The organism is Commensalibacter sp. B14384M2 (genome assembly GCF_016101865.1).
Taxonomy (GTDB): domain Bacteria; phylum Pseudomonadota; class Alphaproteobacteria; order Acetobacterales; family Acetobacteraceae; genus Commensalibacter; species Commensalibacter melissae.
The window spans coordinates 64,752-83,484 of record NZ_JACFPS010000002.1 but is presented as its reverse complement, the minus strand read 5'-3'; the positions used below and the strand labels follow the sequence as shown (position 1 = coordinate 83,484).

Here is an 18,733-nt window from a genome sequence, read left to right as displayed (position 1 = left end):
TTTAAATTAAGACATCAAAACTAGTGAAAATAAAGTTCAATTAGAACAGTAGATTTATTTTAATACGTTAAGGGTTGCAGGCGATAAGTCAATAAGGTGATTTATGGAAACCTCGTGTTACTATTATTACTTATTTTTCTAAAGTTTAAAATTATATTAATAAAGCTTTGGAGGTAAAGAATGTCAAGAGCGTTACCCTTTTGCCGTTATTGATGAAAATACAGGGAAAGTTTTGGGTACAACTAGTTTTTTTTGGAATTGCCCCTGATCTGCGACGTTTGGAAATTGGTTATACATGGTATGTAAAATCTTTTCAAAGAACTCATGTAAACATAAATTGTAAATATTTATTGCTAGAATATGCTTTTGAAAAATTGCAAGCCAACACCGTCGTTTATGAACTGATATTTTTAATTTCAAAAGTCAAAGAGCAATTTAACCACTTGGTGCAAAAAAGGTGGAATTCTACGTGCACATATTCTTAGACAAGATGGTACTTTGTACGATACCATTATTTACACCATAATTTCAAGTGAATGAACAAACGTCAAAGTATATATATCTGCTTTGTTAAATAAGTTATATTAATGAATATTCACATATTAGAAGTATTTTAAATCAGATAAAAATAAGTGAGAGGCAATATTGATATGAGAGTTAAATATTGCCTCATGTCAAATAATATTTTTAATAACTGGTATTCCCTTTATGTTCCATAATTTTTTTATAAATAAAAAGAATGATAACAGCTCCTACAATTGAAAATAATATTCCAGCTTTTTCTCCATCACGATAGAAATGAAGAAGCTCACCTAACCAAGTTGCCAAAGCGGAACCGGCAATTCCTAAAAGAACGGTGATAATAAATCCGCCCGGCTGTTTTCCAGGCATAAGTAATTTTGCAATACCACCAATAATAAACCCAACAATAATAGCGCCAATTAAAGAAAACATAAGTTACTCCCTTGAACAAAACTATCTTGTTGTATAGTGTAAACGATTTTTTACTAAAACAATAGATTTATTATTATCTTTTATTTATCCGAATGCATGTAATCGATGAATGAGAGCGATTGAAATTTCCCTGACCAAATCGAAATTATATTGCATGGGTTTAAATATTTGACGGTCATCCATTGCATATGCACCTTCATTTCTTGGACCTTTTGGTTCATAAAAATATAGATCGGATACATGTTCAGATGCTTGTGGAAAGATATGATTGACGAGCATATGCAAAACCGAGGGTATTTCCAAACACAGGATTTTAATATCCAAATGTTCTCTGTTATAACCGTTAAATGGAGAGAAATATGGAATCTTGGTTGATAACATCCAGATTTTTTCAATTAATGCCAATCGGATAGCATGTAACAGGATTTCCTTATCATCCATGATTGGCGTATTTTTCCAAATTGACAGAAGAATAATATGATCTTTCTGTATGCGATGAAAAGTTGCCTGGGTACTTGACCAGCAATCCAGCCGTTGCAATCCGTTTGCCAGCGCCATATAGGATTCCTGTATCACAGGATTTTCTTCAGTTGCAGCCCGATCTAGCCAGATGCCGGGATCAAGCATATAGATTCCGGCTCTCAAGACAGATGCATCGGAGTGCTTAAGGGCATGAAAGGCAAAATCGAGGGATTGCCTGAACCGTTTGCTGTTTGTCAACATTTCTTCAAATGTATCGGGGTTGGCCGACATTGCGGTACCCAAACCTTGAAGTACATTAGCACACCAACCCAATTGTTGTAGAATTGCATTGTTAGGAATAGCACGCAATTCCCTTGGATGTTTTATATAACTTCTTCCCGCTGCTGTATCATTTTGGCGAACTGCCGGTCTTGACCCCGTTTGATCAATGAGGGAGGGACCAAATGTGCTTAACAAGGTTCCATATCCCTTATCATTAATCAATTCATTCATGGATGCATTGATCGTTGAAAAAAAATCTGCATTAAAATCTTTTTCATCATAGATGGGATCATGTTCAACCTTATCAAAATCGTAGATATGCTCTGCTATGATACTGATTGTGGCATTGGCCAGCAATTGTGTGCCAAAAAGTAAATATCCGTCTCCACCTTGAAAGGCCGTTTCTTGTCTGCTTCGTATACCAAGTTTATGAAAATATTGCTCAGTAATTTTTGGGGATAGATATTCCAGACGATCTTGCATGCTGAATGGATGACCACCACGACCGATACTTTCGCCATGTGTATCGAATAAAATAAGTTGAATATTTGATAATTGATATTTAGCCAAAAGTTTTGCAATTTTCTTGCGTAATTTTTCAATCTGATATGTGGCTGCAATTTGACCAATAAATCTGCCGGAATCAGAATACCCAAATTGCAGGCATAACTTGCCTGTTTTTTTCAAGTAATTGCGCCAATGCGGTGATCTCAGGGCTTGTTCAATAATCTTGTCGCCATGATTGAGGGCATAATCTGTTTCAAATAATGGCGAAATCTCGATATTTTTCTCAATCCCAAATAATCTTGCAAGCCAAAGGGCCATAAGTAATGTAAAACCGCTTTCTGTTTCCGCAATTAAAAAGCGAATAGGGGTTTTGCTATCAATATGTTTGAATATCTGGGTTAACAGCATCATTAATATGCTTGCCGAGGCCTTTTCAGTTAGCAAAGCACCGAAATCCACAGGAACAGGGTCAATTTTATCCAATGCTGTATTTATCGTATTAAAAAGTGTTCTTGTATGAGAAGGATTTTCAGGATTACTGGTTATCCCCAATCGTTGACGGGCCATATTATGAATTTGGGTGGAATTAAGTCTAACATGGGAATGTGAAAGACTTAAACCATGAGTGACAAAACCCGCCTTCGCGATCAATAAATCAATAATGAAATTATCATCAACATCGTTCATGGCTTGATCAAAAAGAGGAAGAAGCTGATCGGTTGAAAGAATTGATTCATGACGGTTTTCAATCAATATTCGGGAAAAATTTGAAAATTGATCAGGGTCAGGCTTTAAAGGACAGTTATGGATTTGATTCTTGACACAGTTTAGGGCAATTGCAACAGTATTTTTTAATTGGTCGACACCATTTGGGATGTTGTCTAATTGCTGATATAGACGTTCCAATTGTAATTTTTTCATCTGTAGGCGTATGAGTAAACTATCCCACCAGCCTATGTCGCTTCGGCCATCCGTATCATATCCTACCCAACTGCTCAGTAAAATTGGACTGGGATTCAGATTGGTCCAATGGTCAGGCCAATATTCCTTTGCTGTCTCAAAAAGTGTATAATTGAGCAGATCCAAAGCATTTCGTCCCCTAACAATGGCATTATTTGCAAGTTGAAGTTCTTCTTTCAAATCAGGGGGGGCAGATCGTCTGTGAGTCGTAAAAAAGGGAATATTTGTGTCATCATCTATAGGATGACTGGCCATATCTGCCAAGGCTGTGTAAACCGGATTGGCAAGGGAAAAAGTTGGATGTGCCGTAAAAATTGCGGCAAATTTGGTAGTTTCAACTAATTTCTTGAAATTTTCAAAACTTGCTTCCTTATTTTTTTCGTTTGCGTAATCGGATTGCTGGATTAATTTTTTTAAGACGGTTTCGATACGTTGCCGAATATTATCTTTAGTGGGATTGTAAAGGTATTTCTGCAGATGTTTGGCATGTGACAAAAAAGCGGAATCTCTTAATTTCTGGATTATTTCTTTGAGATTTTCTGTAGTAAGATCATTTGACTCTAATTTTTGGTTAATTTTCTGTGCTAAGGTCAGGACAGGATTTTCTGTTGGTTGGTGATCTTTTTTTGATCTCAATTGATTAGTTAACTGTAGCAGCTCATCAAGTATCTGGGAAGAGGAGTTCGTTGATTCCGTCATGATCCAAAATTATCCATTACTAGTTTCATATAAATAAATCTGTCTTAATATGATTAATTATTATAAAGAGAAATAAAAGGTATAAATTCACGATAACAATAATTACACGAAAAAATGTTGAAGGCGATGAATAAAGTTTCAAGTCCAGATGACCACGTAAAAATAATTTTCCTACGCTATCATCGATTGGCAACTATTTTGCTGTTAATCATGGGATGTATAACTTTATTAGGCTATTATCTGACGACTTATACAGGAATCAAACATAATTTCTGGGTTGAATTGATTTTGGCTGGTAGTCAGGCTGGATTTATCGGTGGATGTGCTGATTGGTTTGCGGTGACGGCATTATTTCGACATCCCATGGGTTTGCCCATTCCTCATACCGCAATTCTACCAAAACAAAAAAAACGTCTAGGATACGGGTTGGGATGGTTTATAGCTCAGTATATTTTTACTGAGAAAGATATCACTCTTATTTTGAAAAAAATGGATCTTCCAAGTTTTTTGGGAAAATATTTGAATAAAACAGAGAATATTGAATATCTGAGCAGTATTTTGTTGAAATCTCTTCCTGATTTTCTTGATCGGATTGAAGATGGTCGGATCAGTAACTTAATAACAAAAATTATAAATCGTCTTTTGAGTGGAGAATCAATCTCACCTTTTATCGGTAGAATTATAAGAACAATGCTCGATATCGATCAGCATCAAGACATAATTTCATTTATTTTGGAAATTCTTAAGAAAACGCTTAAAGAAAAAGAATCCAGCCTCAGGGAAATGATTCATAGTCGAGTGGAAGAACAGGGTGGTCGTTTTCTGGGATGGATGATCGGTGATTCAATTGCGACAAAAGTTTTGGTCGCTGTAAATAAGGAAATGGATCGGATAGATCCACATAATGATGCTGTAAGAGAAAAAATCGGCCAGTGGATAAAGGATGAAATTGATAAAATTGAGAATGATCCTGAACGTGTCAAAAATATATCTGAAGCCTTTAGACAAATTGTAAATCATGAAAGTATACAGGAATGGCGTGAAAATCTTTGGAAAAAAATTAGAAAATTTATTCATGATGATGCCAGGAATGAGGAAGGATGGTTTAGGAATGTGATTATTGATTCAATTCATTATTTTTCTGAACTGCTACAAAAAGATCCCAAAATCAGAAAAAAAATAAACAAGGCGATATTGAAACTTATTTCAAGATCATTACCAAATTTTAAGGAAGGGTTGATCCGTTTTACTGAAACTGCTGTTTCGCAATGGGATAGTCAAGCGTTGGTTGATCGACTTGAATGTCGAATAGGCAAGGATTTGCAATATATACGGATAAATGGTTCTATTGTAGGATTTTCAATCGGAATAATCTTTTTTTTATTTGTTAAACTGTTTTTTAATCCTTAAACTGTTGTATTATAAAAAAATAAAAAAACTTTTAAATCGATAAAAATGGACTTATATAGTCCTATATAAAATGTTTTATTTGATCGAATTGATAAATTATGTTGAAACTATCCAAACTTATTGATTATGCAACGATTATTATCATAAGCCTTGATCAATATAAAACTGTTGTCTCTTCATCCACACTTGCTGCGAGAACACATATTCCTGAACCTACTGTTGCCAAGATACTGAAAATGCTAACCAAAGCTTCCTTGACAAAATCTTCGAGAGGACCGGGGAGTGGGTATTATCTATTGAATGAGCTTAGTGAAATTTCCCTTGCTACGGTTGTTAGAATTATTGAGGGACCCATTAAGTTGGTTGATTGTAAAAAGGATGATTGTCGTATTGAGAATGAAGAGTGTATTTTATATGGAAAATGGGAAGTATTGAATTATCAAATAAAAAATGTTTTTGAAACTTTAACTTTGGCAGATTTAAAAAAGAGTTCTGCCAGACTTGACTTAAATAAGAATTAACAAATTCAAGAAACGAACATTTAGAAACAGAGCATATTATGAATAAACATGTCCAAGATGAGGCCTTGTTGAAGCAGCTTAAGACAGATACCTACAAGTGGGGGTTCGAAACGGATATTGAAATGGATATCCTACCCAAGGGACTTGATGAAAATGTTATCCGTTCAATTTCTGCTCGCAAGAATGAGCCTGATTGGATGCTGGAATGGCGTTTGAAAGCCTATCGGATGTGGATGACCATGGAGGCTCCAACATGGGGTAAGTTCAAACATCCTGAAATTGATTTCCAGGACTTGCATTATTATGCAGCCCCAAAAAAGAAAAAAGGACCAAAGTCTCTGGATGAGGTTGATCCCGAATTGTTAAAAACATATGCAAAATTGGGTATACCCTTAAGAGAACAGGAAATTTTGGCGGGGGTTGAAAAACCGGAAAATGGAGAGACTGTACCTGTTGCCATTGATGCAGTTTTTGATAGTGTCTCTGTTGCCACGACGTTTAAAGAAACTCTTGCGAAAGCGGGTGTGATTTTTTGTCCAATTTCAGAAGCTATACAATCTTATCCAGATTTGGTTAAAAAATATCTTGGTAGTGTGGTGCCACAGGGAGATAATTTTTATTCAGCCTTGAATTCCGCTGTTTTTACGGATGGTTCATTTGTATATGTTCCGAAAGGTGTGAAATGCCCTATGGAACTTTCAACCTATTTTCGTATAAATGCAAAAAATACCGGACAATTTGAACGTACGCTCATTATTGCTGATGATGCTTCTACCGTATCATATTTGGAGGGATGCACAGCTCCTCAACGGGATGAAAATCAATTGCATGCTGCTGTTGTAGAACTTGTGGCCATGAGTGAGGCTTTTATAAAATATTCCACAGTCCAAAACTGGTATCCGGGTGATAAAAATGGTAAGGGTGGAATTTACAATTTTGTTACCAAGCGTGGTGCTTGCCGTGGTGTACGGTCACGTATCTCATGGACACAGGTTGAAACCGGATCGGCAATTACCTGGAAATATCCTTCCTGCATTTTACAAGGGGAAGGATCAATCGGGGAATTTTATTCTGTAGCGGTAACAAATGGATATCAGCAGGCTGATACCGGTACAAAAATGATTCATATAGGAGCCAATTCACGTTCCACCATTTTGGCAAAAACCATTAGTGCAGGAAAATCTGACAGTACATATCGTGGATTGGTTAGAATGATGCCAAAAGCCCGAAACAGTCGCAATTTCACTGAATGTGACAGTTTACTGATCGGAAATAATTGCGGTGCACATACAGTTCCCTATATTGAAAGTAAAAATAGTTCCGCCAAAATTGAACATGAAGCGACAACTTCCAAGATTTCCGAAGAACAGTTATTTTACTGTCAACAGCGTGGATTAACCAAGGAAGCGGCAATCGGATTGATTGTGAACGGGTTTTGTAAAGATGTTTTAAAAGAGCTTCCAATGGAATTTGCTGTAGAAGCGCAACAGCTTTTACAGATAAGTCTTGAAGGAAGTGTGGGTTAGTTTAAACTATGAATATGTTATTAGAAATTAAAAATTTACATGCATCCGTTATTGATGATACTGTTGAAAATGGATCAAAGCAAATTTTGAAAGGTGTCAATTTATCAATTCCCGCTGGTGAAACTCATGTTATTATGGGACCTAACGGTTCTGGTAAGTCAACGCTTTCCTATATCTTGTCTGGTCATCCCAGTTATAAAGTGACATCTGGTCAGGTATGGTTTAAAGGGGAGAATCTTCTGGAAATGTCTCCTGATGATAGAGCCGTGGCGGGATTGTTTCTTGCCTTTCAGTCTCCCGTGGAGCTTCCTGGGGTCAATAATGCCAATTTTTTACGTACAGCAACCAATTCCGTTCGTAAGGCGCGAGGACAGGAAGAACTTGACGCGGTGTCTTTTCTTAAACTGGCCCGTCAGTTGGCAAAAAAGCTTTCATTTCCAACAGACATGTTTAAACGCAATGTAAATGTCGGTTTTTCTGGAGGTGAGAAAAAACGAAATGAGGTTCTGCAAATGTCCTTATTGCAACCATCTTTTGCAATATTGGATGAAACTGACAGTGGGTTAGATATTGACGCGCTGCGTATTGTCGCAGAAGGAGTTAACACTCTTCAATCTTCAGAATTTTCCTCTTTAATTATCACTCATCATCAGCGTTTATTGGATTATATCAAGCCTGATTATATCCATATTTTAGCAAGGGGTCGCATTATCCATACTGGAGGAGCTGATTTATCACTTCAGCTTGAAAAAGAAGGTTACGGACGGTTTTTGGATGAAATTGATGAATAATGTCACCGCGATGAACAAGCGTGAAAATTGGTTGGAAATATTAAATAGGTTGTCTTTATCTGAATATTTACAAGACAAGAGAAATATTGTTGATAAATTGCTGACTCTTCAATTCCCGACACGTAAAACTGAAGCTTGGAAATACAGCGATTTGAAATGGTTGCAAAAAACAGATTTTTCGCGTGATTTTGTTATTGATGAAGCGTTTGTTCATAGGGCCTTAGAAGAAATATTAACCGTAGATTTGCTAAATTTACCTAGAATAATCACCTATAATGGTCAATATCTAGAGACTTTTTCAACAATTAGTTTTCATTCAAACGAATTTTCTTTAAATAAGAATTTCAAAAGTGGTTGGTCAATTCCGAACGATGATTTTTTGACGGCATTGAACAAAGTTGTTGAAAATCCCGTTTTGCAATTTAATTGTAATAAAAATTTCAATGATCAGACAATTTTATGTATTAATCTAGGGAAAGCTGAAACAACTGAAAAACTGTTTTTTTCACCAAAGTATTCATTTTATATTGAGAAAGAAAATAAATGTTCTGTAATTGAAATAAATTATGGAAAAGGTGTTTATTTTGCAAATTCCGTTCATGAAATAGAACTGGGAAGAAAGTCTAAACTAAACTATACCATTATCAACCATACATTATCAGAAAGCTATAATTGTTCTAGTAATTATGTTAAATTGTCTGATCATGCATGTTATCAGCAATTTTTGTTGAATAAAGGTTCCAGATTTTCACGTTATGAACTGAATATTGATTTGGCCGGGGAATGGAGTAAGGCAGATTTTGATGCTGTCCAGATTTTGTCAGGTCAACAGCATGCCGATATTGCATCAAAAGTGGTTCATAGTGTTCCACATTGTCAATCCAATCAGAATGTTAAAAATATCCTATCTGATAACAGTCATGGGGTTTATCAGGGCAAGGTGCTAGTCAATCGTTTAGCCCAGAAAACGGATGCACAGCAGCAAAACCAGGCCCTATTATTGTCAGATAAAGCGGAAATAGATACTAAACCTGAGCTTGAAATCTATGCAGATGATGTTAAATGTTCCCATGGTGCAGCAATAGGGGCATTGGACCAAGAACAATTGTTTTTTTTAATGTCTCGTGGAATTTCTTATGAATTGGCCAGAGAAATGTTGATTAATGCATTTGTTAACGAGTCTATTGAAAAGATCGAAGATACCCTATTGCAGAATTTATTATATTATTACGTAACCGCCTCAACTTGAAAAGTGATTGCGATGTCTAACCCTGTCTATTCTTTTAATATTGAGCAAATTAGAAATGATTTTCCAATTTTAAAACAAAAAATTCACGGTAAAGATTTTGTATTCTTGGACAGTGGCGCATCAGCCCAAAAACCAATACAGGTTATTGAAGCGATGCAAAACGCCGCATATACGCAATATGCAAATGTGCATCGAGGCATTTATGCCATGAGTGAGGCTGTTACAGATCAATATGAATCAGTCCGAAAAAAAATTGCCGGTTTTTTAAATGCATTTACGTCCGATGAAGTGATTTTTACTAAAAATAGTACTGAAGCGATCAATCTTGTAGCCTTTTCCTATGGAGGTCTGATAAAAAAGGGGCAGGGTGTTTTAATAACTGAAATGGAGCATCATGCCAATCTTGTTCCCTGGCAAATGTTGCGTGACAGATTAGGGATCCATTTATACATTGCACCAATATTGGAAAATGGTGATATCGATATATTGGCATTTGAACAAATTTTAATTGAAAATGATATTGCATTGGTTGCTGTAACCCATATGTCCAATGTGTTGGGAACGATTAATCCAATCAAAATGCTGGCTGAGATGGCACACAAGAATGGTGCCAAAATTCTTGTTGATGGCAGTCAAGGAATTGTTCATCAATCGGTTAATGTTCAGGATCTTGATATAGATTTTTACACTTTTACAGGACACAAACTTTACGGTCCTACGGGTATTGGCATTTTATGGGGAAAAAAAGAATGTCTGGATCAAATGCCTCCCTTTATGGGAGGAGGGGACATGATTGAGAATGTGACTTTTGAACGGTCAACCTGGGCAAAAATTCCTACTAAATTTGAAGCCGGTACACAACCCATACTTGAGGTGATCGGTTTGGGGGCTGCAATAGATTATGTTTTATCTATCGGATATGATATTTTAATGCAGCATGATAAAAATCTGGTTGAATATGCGCTGATTAAAATGAGGAATATTCCTGGTTTATCTATATTGGGATCATCATCTTTAAGGGGAGGGGTAATCTCTTTTTCGATAAAGGATATTCATGCTCATGATATTGCAACCCTGTTGGATCAAAATGGTATCGCCATTCGTGCAGGTCAGCATTGTGCTGAACCGTTAGTGAAAAAATTTGGTTATACAAGCGTATCGCGGGCTAGTTTTGCAGTTTATACAACTTTTGATGAGATCGATAAATTTGTGGATGGATTGAACATGATTATTGATTTTTTTCAAAGATCTAATCATTGATAAAGATTTTTTACCCATAATTATATGAATGGCAGAGTTTTTTTATGGATAATGTTGATCAAAAAAGGTCAGATAATATTGGAAAAGCAGTATCTACATCTGAATCTGATGTTAATCAAGAAAATATCGAGGCTTGGAAACCTGAGGATAATTCAAACCCACAGATTAACAATCCTAAGGAAGAAATTGATGAAAATGCAATTATTGATGCTGTTTCAACAATTTATGATCCAGAAATTCCAGTTAATGTATATGACTTGGGATTAATTTACGCTATCGATTTACATGATGATGGAAAGGTGCAAGTTGAAATGACTTTAACAGCGCCTAATTGCCCAAGTGCGCAAGAATTACCCGTCATGGTTCAGCAAGCTATTGAAAAAGTTAAAGGGGTGACCGAAGTAAAGGTGGAAATTGTCTGGGACCCTCCCTGGGATCCTTCAAGAATGAGCGATGAAGCTCGACTAACCCTGAATATGTTCTGAAATTCATATCGGTTTAAATTTTAACTGAAGATAAATAATAATGTTATTTATCTTCAGTTTCTTTTTTTAAAGCTTACGAAACGGCGATAGCATAAAGGCAGGTACAAATTGTCCAAATCCAATAACAGGTGTATCGTTATCAATTAATGCATGTGTTAGGGGAATACGTGGAGCAACTTCAATCAAATTCTTATTATCCGCCTTTCTAGATTTGGTTTTTTGTTGACGAGAATTTTTATTTTTAACCAATTTCTTATCTGTTGAATTATCTGTTTCTTTAGAGGTATTCATAAAATCGTTAATATCAAGAACGGGAATGGTTTCATTTATAAGTTTTTCGATATTTACAATTAACTCTTTTTCCTCAAGTGTTGCAAGGCTGTAAGCATAACCCGTTTTTTCCGCTCTTCCTGTTCTTCCAATTCGATGTACGTAATCTTCGGGTTGAAGAGGTATATCAAAGTTGAAAACGTGCGTTAGATTTTCAACATCTATCCCTCGTGCGGCAATATCAGAACAAACGAGGAACCGAATTTTTCCATTTTTAAAATCTTCCATCGTTTGGGTTCGATGATGTTGTGCGATATCACCATGAAGAGAGGCACTTTTGAAATCATGTTTCTTCAGGGAACGAGTTAAAATGTCAACATCTTTTTTTCTATTACAGAAAATTATCGCATTTTTTACATTTTCCTGCTGTAAAAGAGTGCGTAAAATTTTTCTTTTTTTGTTATCAGGAACGATGATAACTTTCGATTCAATAGTTGAGGCTACTGATGAAGGTGGTGAAATAGATATTTCAATTGGATCTACAAGAAAAGAATTTGTCAATCTTTTGATTTCTGGGGGCATCGTAGCTGACAAAAGCAGGGTTTGTTTTTGTTGGGGTAAATAGGAAACAATTTTTTCAATGTCTGGGATGAAACCCATATCGAGCATACGATCTGCCTCATCAATGACGAGTATCTGAATCTGATTGAGTAAAATTGCTCCCTGACCAAACAAATCAATCAATCGACCCGGTGTTGCAATAATAATATCGGTTCCACGTCGAAGATTTTCTTTCTGTTCAGACTGACTTTCGCCACCAACGAGTAAACTATGGGAAAATTTTACATATTTATTATATAGTTTCAGATTATCTGCAACCTGAAGTGCCAATTCACGAGTGGGTTCTAGAATTAAAGCGCGTGGCATTCTTGCACGTCCCTTGGACTGGGAAAGCATCTCGAGAATTGGTAATGTGAAAGAGACGGTTTTACCGGTACCGGTTCTGGCTATCCCAACGATATCTTTTTTTTGCAAAGCCATGGGAATGACAGCTGCCTGAATTTCCGTAGGCTTGTCAAATCCTATTTTATCAATGGCTGACAAAATTGAGGGAGACAATTTGAGTTGTTCAAAAGTCTCAATTTTTTCAATCGCAAGATTTGTAGATGTATTGTTGTCAATTAATTTGTTTTTTTGTATATGAGAAGGCAAAATAAAACTTACCGTTAACACTTAAAAATAATAAAAATAGCTTATTCATTTATATAATAAGAATATTGTAATTAATCAATATACTTATTTTGTTGTAAAACAGAATAACTAATAATAATTTCATTAAAAATTTAATAATAAAATGTCTATTATTCCCAAAAATATAATTAATTTGAAAATATTACAAATTTTATTATAAAGATCAGTCTTAGGTCGTATAGATCGGTTTGCTTTTTGATAGGCTGACGTAAAACTATATAGATGGAAAATTATCATTAGAATAGTGGTAATTATGGCGGCATAACCAGACCAGTTTACAGTTTTGTCAAAATAGTGGTGAATAAAAAGAATCAATTGACAAATCAGGATGGCAAAAGCGTTAAAACCATTAAGTTGATAAATTCTTTTCAGGTTTTGCAATAATACGGAAGATTTGAGTGTTTTATCAAGTAATCCCACTGATGATTGAACACTCAGACAATAAAAAAACAGACTTCCGATCCATATGGAAAGAGCAATAGAGTTAATCGAAGTGATAATTCCCCAGTAAAAATTCATATGAGCCATACTAATTTCCTAGATATTGTGGTTTCGATAGATTAAATCCGTCTTATCATTGACGTGATGATTGTTAAAATCATTCATGTCAAATAAAGGCAAAAAAAGCAATTTTTCTTTATAGTTTGCCATATTATAATCATTCGTAGTTATAATTATAAGTGATATACTTAATTCATCACATTGAAAGATATATCATTATGCAATTAAAAAATGAAAAAACTAATTTGCTTCTGATAAATCCAGAAGAAATGAATCAGGTTGACAAGATCGCAATGCAATATTTGCCTGTTTTAACTTTGATGGAAAATGCTGGATTAGCTGTTGCACGGGCAATTATGCAATTTTATAAACCTTGTAAAATACTTGTTTTATGCGGTCCTGGAAATAATGGAGGTGATGGATATGTCGTGGCACACATACTTGCCAATGAGGGATGGCCAGTTAAGGTTGCCTCTTTGAAACCTCCAGAAAAGGGAACTGATGCTTACAAGGCTTTTGTTCAATGGAATGGCGATAAAACTGATTTTAATATTCAATCTGTGAGGGATGCAGATTTAGTTGTGGATGCTGTTTTTGGTGCGGGATTATCTCGTGACATTGATGATCATATAAGTTCGGTGTTGAATGCTGCAGATCATCTTGTTGCCATAGACATGCCCTCTGGTGTTGATGGCAAGACGGGTATAATCAGAGGTTATGCTCCCCACGCTGAATTGACCGTAACGTTTTGTAGAGCCAAAGCGGGACATTATCTTTTACCTGGACGAGAATATATAGGTAAACTTGTTATTGCAAATATAGGTATACCAGAAAACATATTGTCAGAGCTATCAATAAATACCTGGTTGAACGAACCGGGATTATGGGAACTTCCAATTGCAGACGTTGAAGATTATAAATATCATCGTGGCATTGTAAATGTTGTGGGAGGGGGAACGGTAACAGGAGCCGCTCGTTTATCAGCATTAGCAGCTTCTTCCTGCGGGGCTGGATTGGTGCATATCTTTGCCTTTGGTAGCCGTGATTTATATTTGTTAACTTCACCCTGTTTTATGGTTGATGAGGGTGATTTCACTGATACCTTACAGGATAAACGAAGAAAAGTCTGGGTATGCGGGCCTGGTCTGACAGAAGATGAGGTTAAAATATCCCTAACAAATTTAATCAAGACAAATAAAACGATTGTTGCCGATGCAAGCGCTTTGACAAAAGAAAATTTTGATTTGTTGAAACAATGTGCCGTTATTACGCCTCACATAGGTGAATTTAAACGGATATTTGGTGATTTTAAAGATTGCCGGATTGAAGCGGTTAAAAAGGCAGCTAGTATTCTTAATACAGTGGTCATTCTCAAAGGTCCGGATACATTAATAGCTTCTCCCGATGGCAGGGTAGCGGTCAATTGTCATGCAAATGCACGATTGGCGACAGCAGGATCTGGGGATGTACTAACGGGAGTCATCGCGACTTTGCTTGCGTGTGGTATGGAGGTATGGGAAGCGTCTTGTGCCGCGGTCTGGATTCATGGAGAGGCAGCTTTTTTACATAACAACTCTTGGCCTAATGCAATGGACTTAATTCACAATCTTGGCAAGGCGAGAGATAATGGTCGATATCACGTAGAAAAATGAAAATAAGAAAAATTGAGTTTTGTTAAAAAAATTGTTGCCCTGCGATAGATAGTGCGTTAAATAGAAAAACTTCAATGCACAGACGTGCGGATGTGGTGAAATTGGTAGACACGCTAGACTTAGAATCTAGTGGCGCAAGTCGTGGGGGTTCAAGTCCCTCCATCCGCACCAAAAACGTATGATGTTAATTCCATATGATTTTTGTGATCTGGCTGTTAAAGTGATATAAATTAATGTTAATTCTGAAACGCTCTATAATATTAGGGTAAAATTTAATTTAGACCGAGAGGATGGCCTGGCTGATGCAGGTTACTGAAACGCTTTCTGAAAGCTTAAAACGCGGCTTCAAAATCATTATTGAAGAAAAACAACTCGCTGAAACGAGAAATCAACGATTAACAAAACTTGGACACGAGATGAATATCCCTGGTTTCAGGCCGGGAAAAGTGCCATTAACGATTGTTGAGCAACGTTATGGAGAATCTGTTCAGAATGAGGTTGTCAATGAGGCGATTTCAAATGCAGTCAGAGATACATTGAGTGAAAGAGGTCTGCGACCTGCCCGTCAACCATCGGTCAATCTCAAAGAGGGTTATAAAAAGGGGGATGATCTGGAATTCACTTTTGAAGTTGAATTGATTCCAGACTTTGAAATTCCAGATCTTAAAGATATTCATTTGACTCGCTTAAAAGCCAAGCCAGATGAAAAATCGCTTAAATCTGCTTTTGACACAATTGCCCAACGGCAACGTGAATTTAAGGCTATTGATGAAAAGCGGCCTGCTAAATCCGGTGATGTTCTGTCTGTTGATTTTGTGGGTAAGGTTGAAGGCGTAGCTTTTGAGGGTGGCACTGCAGAGAATGTTGATGTTGAAATTGGTGGTAAGGGGTTTATTCCGGGATTTGCAGAACAGATTGAAGGAATGACACCAGGAGAGGAAAAAGTAATAACGGTTACTTTCCCTGAAAACTATCAGGCTGCCAATTTGGCTGGCAAGGAGGCAACATTCGATATCAAGGCAAAAACCTTAAAAGAGGCTATTGTTCCTGAAGTGAACGATGAATTTGCAACCAAACTCGGATTTGAAAATTTAGATAAACTAAAAGAAGCTGTTGAAAAGCAAATTGTTGCTGAATATGATCAGATGTCCCGTTTGAGATTGAAACGTGATATTTTGGATGTGTTGGCTGGGAAAGTTAATTTTGAATTGCCTGAAGGATTGGTTGATACAGAATTCAAGCAAATTTGGCAGCGTATTGAAAATGACCGTAAAAATGATCTTCTTGATGAAGAAGACAAGAACAAAGACGAGGAAACTTTAAAGGCAGATTATCGCAAAATTGCAGAAAGACGTGTTCGCCTTGGATTGCTGGTTGTTGAAATTGGAAGAGTTAATTCGATAACAATTAATGAAGACGAACTTTTTCAGGCGATGCGGGCCGAGGCAATGCGTTATCCGGGGCAAGAAAAAGAAGTTATGGAATTTTTCCAGAAAAATCCGCAGGCTGTCGAATCTATTCGCGGTCCACTATACGAGAATAAAGTTCTTGATTATATTACAGAGCTTGCCACGGTAGAGGATAAAGAGGTGAGTCCGGAAGAGCTCTCTAAGATGCCCACTGTTAAGATTTAGGAATTTCATAGATTTTGGTATTGGGAATGTCTGGAAATTTTTCCAGACATTCTTTTTTTGGAAAATTGAATTCTATCTTATTTTTGTTGTATTTATTTTCTTAAATTGAATAAATATACTATTATTTAATCAAACATAAATTTGGGAAGAAAATTAATGAGAGATTTCAAGTCTCTGGAAATATATGATAATACACTTGTTCCAATGGTTGTTGAACAAACGTCCAGAGGGGAACGTGCTTTTGATATTTATTCTCGTCTGCTTAAGGAAAGAATCATTTTTCTCACGGGTCCTGTATATGATCAAGTTGCATCTTTGATTTCTGCTCAGTTATTATATTTAGAAAGTGTAAATCCAAAAAAAGAAATTTCTTTCTATATCAACAGCCCTGGTGGTGTAGTATCGGCTGGTTTGGCAATTTATGATACGATGCAATATATACGTTGTCCTGTGAGTACTGTCTGCATTGGTCAAGCTGCCTCAATGGGATCATTACTTTTATGTGGAGGTGAATCCAATAATCGATTTGCCTTGCCCAATGCGAGAATTATGGTTCATCAGCCTTCTGGTGGTGCGCAAGGTCAGGCAAGCGATATAGAAATTCAGGCCAAAGAAATATTGGAAATACGTAAAAAGCTTAACGAGATTTATAAATTGCATACCGGAAGAACACTAGAGGAAATTGAACAACGTCTTGAAAGAGACAGTTATATGTCACCTGAAGAGGCTAGGGATTTTGGTATAATTGATAAGGTGGTTCAAAATCGTAATGCAGATTTGTTAAAAGAAAGTGACAAATAGTCATAATATTATTATAAGATTTCTTTAAAAATTATCTTATTTAACTAAATAATTTATATAATGATATTTACTGGTTGGTATTTCTGACCCTGACTTTAATTGGGGGTGAAGGTTAAAATGACTGATAATAAAAAAGATTCAAAAAATGCATTATATTGCTCCTTTTGCGGGAAATCACAGCATGAGGTGCGTAAATTAATCGCAGGTCCAACCGTATTTATTTGCGATGAATGTGTCGAATTATGTATGGATATTGTGCGTGAAGAGAATAAAACGCAAATAGCAAAAAAACAAGGCAATCTACCCACTCCTAAAGAAATTTGTAAAATTTTGGATGATTATGTTATAGGACAGACAGACGCAAAAAAGGTTTTGTCCGTTGCTGTTCATAATCATTATAAACGGTTAAACCAGATCGATAAAGCTGGTGATGTGGAGATAGCTAAATCCAATATTCTGCTTATTGGACCAACCGGAACCGGTAAAACCTTGTTGGCCCAAACTCTTGCAAGAATTCTGGATGTTCCTTTTACAATGGCAGATGCAACAACCCTGACCGAGGCAGGATATGTTGGTGAAGATGTCGAAAACATATTATTGAAATTGTTACAGGCTGCAGATTATAACGTGGAACGGGTGCAGCGGGGTATCGTTTACATTGATGAAATTGATAAAATTTCACGTAAATCCGATAATCCTTCAATTACAAGGGATGTAAGTGGCGAAGGTGTTCAGCAAGCTCTTCTTAAGATTATGGAAGGTACTGTTGCATCTGTTCCTCCTCAAGGAGGACGGAAACATCCGCAACAGGAATTCCTGCAAGTGGATACTACGAATATTCTCTTTATTTGTGGTGGTGCATTTGCAGGTTTGGATAAAATCATTAGTGATAGGAGTGTAGGGTACACGATTGGATTTGGTGCAGATGTAAATTCACAAGATCATAAAGAAGTTGGGAAATTGTTTCGACAGATGGAACCCGAAGATTTGATGAAATTCGGGTTAATTCCTGAATTTATTGGAAGATTGCCCGTAATCGCTACACTTGATGATCTTGATCAAAAAGCCTTGATGAAGATACTGACTGAGCCAAAAAATGCTCTAGTAAAACAATATCAAAAACTGTTTGAAATGGAGAACGTGAAATTGCAATTTACAGAAGAAGCTATTCAGGAAATTGCTAATAAGGCTATTGAACGACAGACAGGTGCGCGTGGGTTGCGTTCAATTCTGGAAGATATTCTTTTGTCGACAATGTATGAATTGCCAGATCTTAAAGGGGTAAGCAAAGTTGTCATTAATAAAGAGGTGATTAACCATAAAGAGGAACCGGTTTATGTTTATGAGGAGATATCCCCTCATAAAGAACAAACTGCATAAACACTTATTGTTTTATGGAAAAGACTCTTTTAAAAAGGGTCTTTTTTATTATTATCAAAAAAGGTTGAGAAATATCTTATTTTTGATGTAAATTTTTTTTATATTAATTTATTATCTGTAATAAATCTTGATATTTAG

15 protein-coding genes and 1 tRNA gene are annotated in these 18,733 nt (G+C 36.2%); 12 read left to right on the top strand and 4 right to left on the bottom strand.

Features of this window, described 5'->3' with window-relative positions:
* Positions 1–687 precede the first annotated feature (687 nt).
* On the bottom strand, positions 688–954 hold the full coding sequence (locus tag H3R33_RS04200) for a GlsB/YeaQ/YmgE family stress response membrane protein (RefSeq protein WP_110438926.1): 267 nt from the start codon (positions 952–954) through the stop codon (positions 688–690).
* Positions 955–1,038: 84 nt separating this feature from the next.
* Positions 1,039–3,864, bottom strand: a complete 2,826-nt coding sequence (locus H3R33_RS04195) for a phosphoenolpyruvate carboxylase (protein ID WP_198184928.1) — start codon at positions 3,862–3,864, stop codon at positions 1,039–1,041.
* 126 nt (positions 3,865–3,990) lie between these two features.
* Between H3R33_RS04195 and H3R33_RS04190 the strand changes: the two genes are divergently transcribed.
* The 7 genes from H3R33_RS04190 (at position 3,991) to H3R33_RS04160 (ending at position 11,106) form a co-directional block, all read left to right on the top strand.
* Positions 3,991–5,274, top strand: a complete 1,284-nt coding sequence (locus H3R33_RS04190; RefSeq protein WP_198184929.1) for a DUF445 domain-containing protein — start codon at positions 3,991–3,993, stop codon at positions 5,272–5,274.
* 98 nt (positions 5,275–5,372) lie between these two features.
* Complete coding sequence (locus H3R33_RS04185) at positions 5,373–5,795, top strand: Rrf2 family transcriptional regulator (protein ID WP_198184930.1); 423 nt, start codon at positions 5,373–5,375, stop codon at positions 5,793–5,795.
* A gap of 38 nt (positions 5,796–5,833) precedes the next feature.
* Positions 5,834–7,321: a Fe-S cluster assembly protein SufB gene (gene sufB, locus H3R33_RS04180; protein ID WP_155565350.1), complete on the top strand. Its 1,488-nt coding sequence runs from the start codon at positions 5,834–5,836 to the stop codon at positions 7,319–7,321.
* 8 nt (positions 7,322–7,329) lie between these two features.
* The gene (gene sufC, locus H3R33_RS04175) at positions 7,330–8,112 is read left to right on the top strand and encodes a Fe-S cluster assembly ATPase SufC (RefSeq protein ID WP_198184931.1); all 783 of its coding nucleotides are present in this window, start codon (positions 7,330–7,332) and stop codon (positions 8,110–8,112) included.
* On the top strand, positions 8,105–9,361 hold the full coding sequence (gene sufD / locus H3R33_RS04170; RefSeq protein WP_198184932.1) for a Fe-S cluster assembly protein SufD: 1,257 nt from the start codon (positions 8,105–8,107) through the stop codon (positions 9,359–9,361). The genes sufC and sufD overlap by 8 nt, the downstream gene beginning before the upstream one ends.
* A gap of 12 nt (positions 9,362–9,373) precedes the next feature.
* Entirely contained in the window at positions 9,374–10,621 is a 1,248-nt protein-coding gene (locus H3R33_RS04165; protein WP_198184933.1) for an aminotransferase class V-fold PLP-dependent enzyme, read from the top strand.
* Positions 10,622–10,665: 44 nt separating this feature from the next.
* The gene (locus H3R33_RS04160; RefSeq protein ID WP_155565353.1) at positions 10,666–11,106 is read left to right on the top strand and encodes an SUF system Fe-S cluster assembly protein; all 441 of its coding nucleotides are present in this window, start codon (positions 10,666–10,668) and stop codon (positions 11,104–11,106) included.
* Positions 11,107–11,172: 66 nt separating this feature from the next.
* On the opposite strand, the gene H3R33_RS04155 is transcribed toward H3R33_RS04160, so the two are convergent.
* Positions 11,173–12,588 (bottom strand): DEAD/DEAH box helicase, encoded by a 1,416-nt coding sequence (locus H3R33_RS04155; RefSeq protein ID WP_232342137.1) that lies wholly within the window; start codon positions 12,586–12,588, stop codon positions 11,173–11,175.
* A gap of 123 nt (positions 12,589–12,711) precedes the next feature.
* Complete coding sequence (locus tag H3R33_RS04150) at positions 12,712–13,155, bottom strand: hypothetical protein (protein ID WP_198184934.1); 444 nt, start codon at positions 13,153–13,155, stop codon at positions 12,712–12,714.
* A 191-nt stretch (positions 13,156–13,346) separates the two neighbouring features.
* Here H3R33_RS04150 and H3R33_RS04145 point away from each other — a divergent pair, with 191 nt between their 5' ends.
* From H3R33_RS04145 to clpX, 5 genes are all read left to right on the top strand, one after another.
* Positions 13,347–14,780, top strand: a complete 1,434-nt coding sequence (locus H3R33_RS04145) for an NAD(P)H-hydrate dehydratase (protein ID WP_198184935.1) — start codon at positions 13,347–13,349, stop codon at positions 14,778–14,780.
* 86 nt (positions 14,781–14,866) lie between these two features.
* Positions 14,867–14,951 (top strand) — tRNA-Leu (locus H3R33_RS04140).
* A gap of 131 nt (positions 14,952–15,082) precedes the next feature.
* Positions 15,083–16,414, top strand: a complete 1,332-nt coding sequence (tig, locus tag H3R33_RS04135; protein ID WP_198184936.1) for a trigger factor — start codon at positions 15,083–15,085, stop codon at positions 16,412–16,414.
* 156 nt (positions 16,415–16,570) lie between these two features.
* On the top strand, positions 16,571–17,215 hold the full coding sequence (locus H3R33_RS04130) for an ATP-dependent Clp protease proteolytic subunit (RefSeq protein WP_198184937.1): 645 nt from the start codon (positions 16,571–16,573) through the stop codon (positions 17,213–17,215).
* A 117-nt stretch (positions 17,216–17,332) separates the two neighbouring features.
* Entirely contained in the window at positions 17,333–18,595 is a 1,263-nt protein-coding gene (clpX, locus tag H3R33_RS04125; protein ID WP_155568024.1) for an ATP-dependent Clp protease ATP-binding subunit ClpX, read from the top strand.
* The last annotated feature ends 138 nt before the right edge of the window (positions 18,596–18,733 follow it).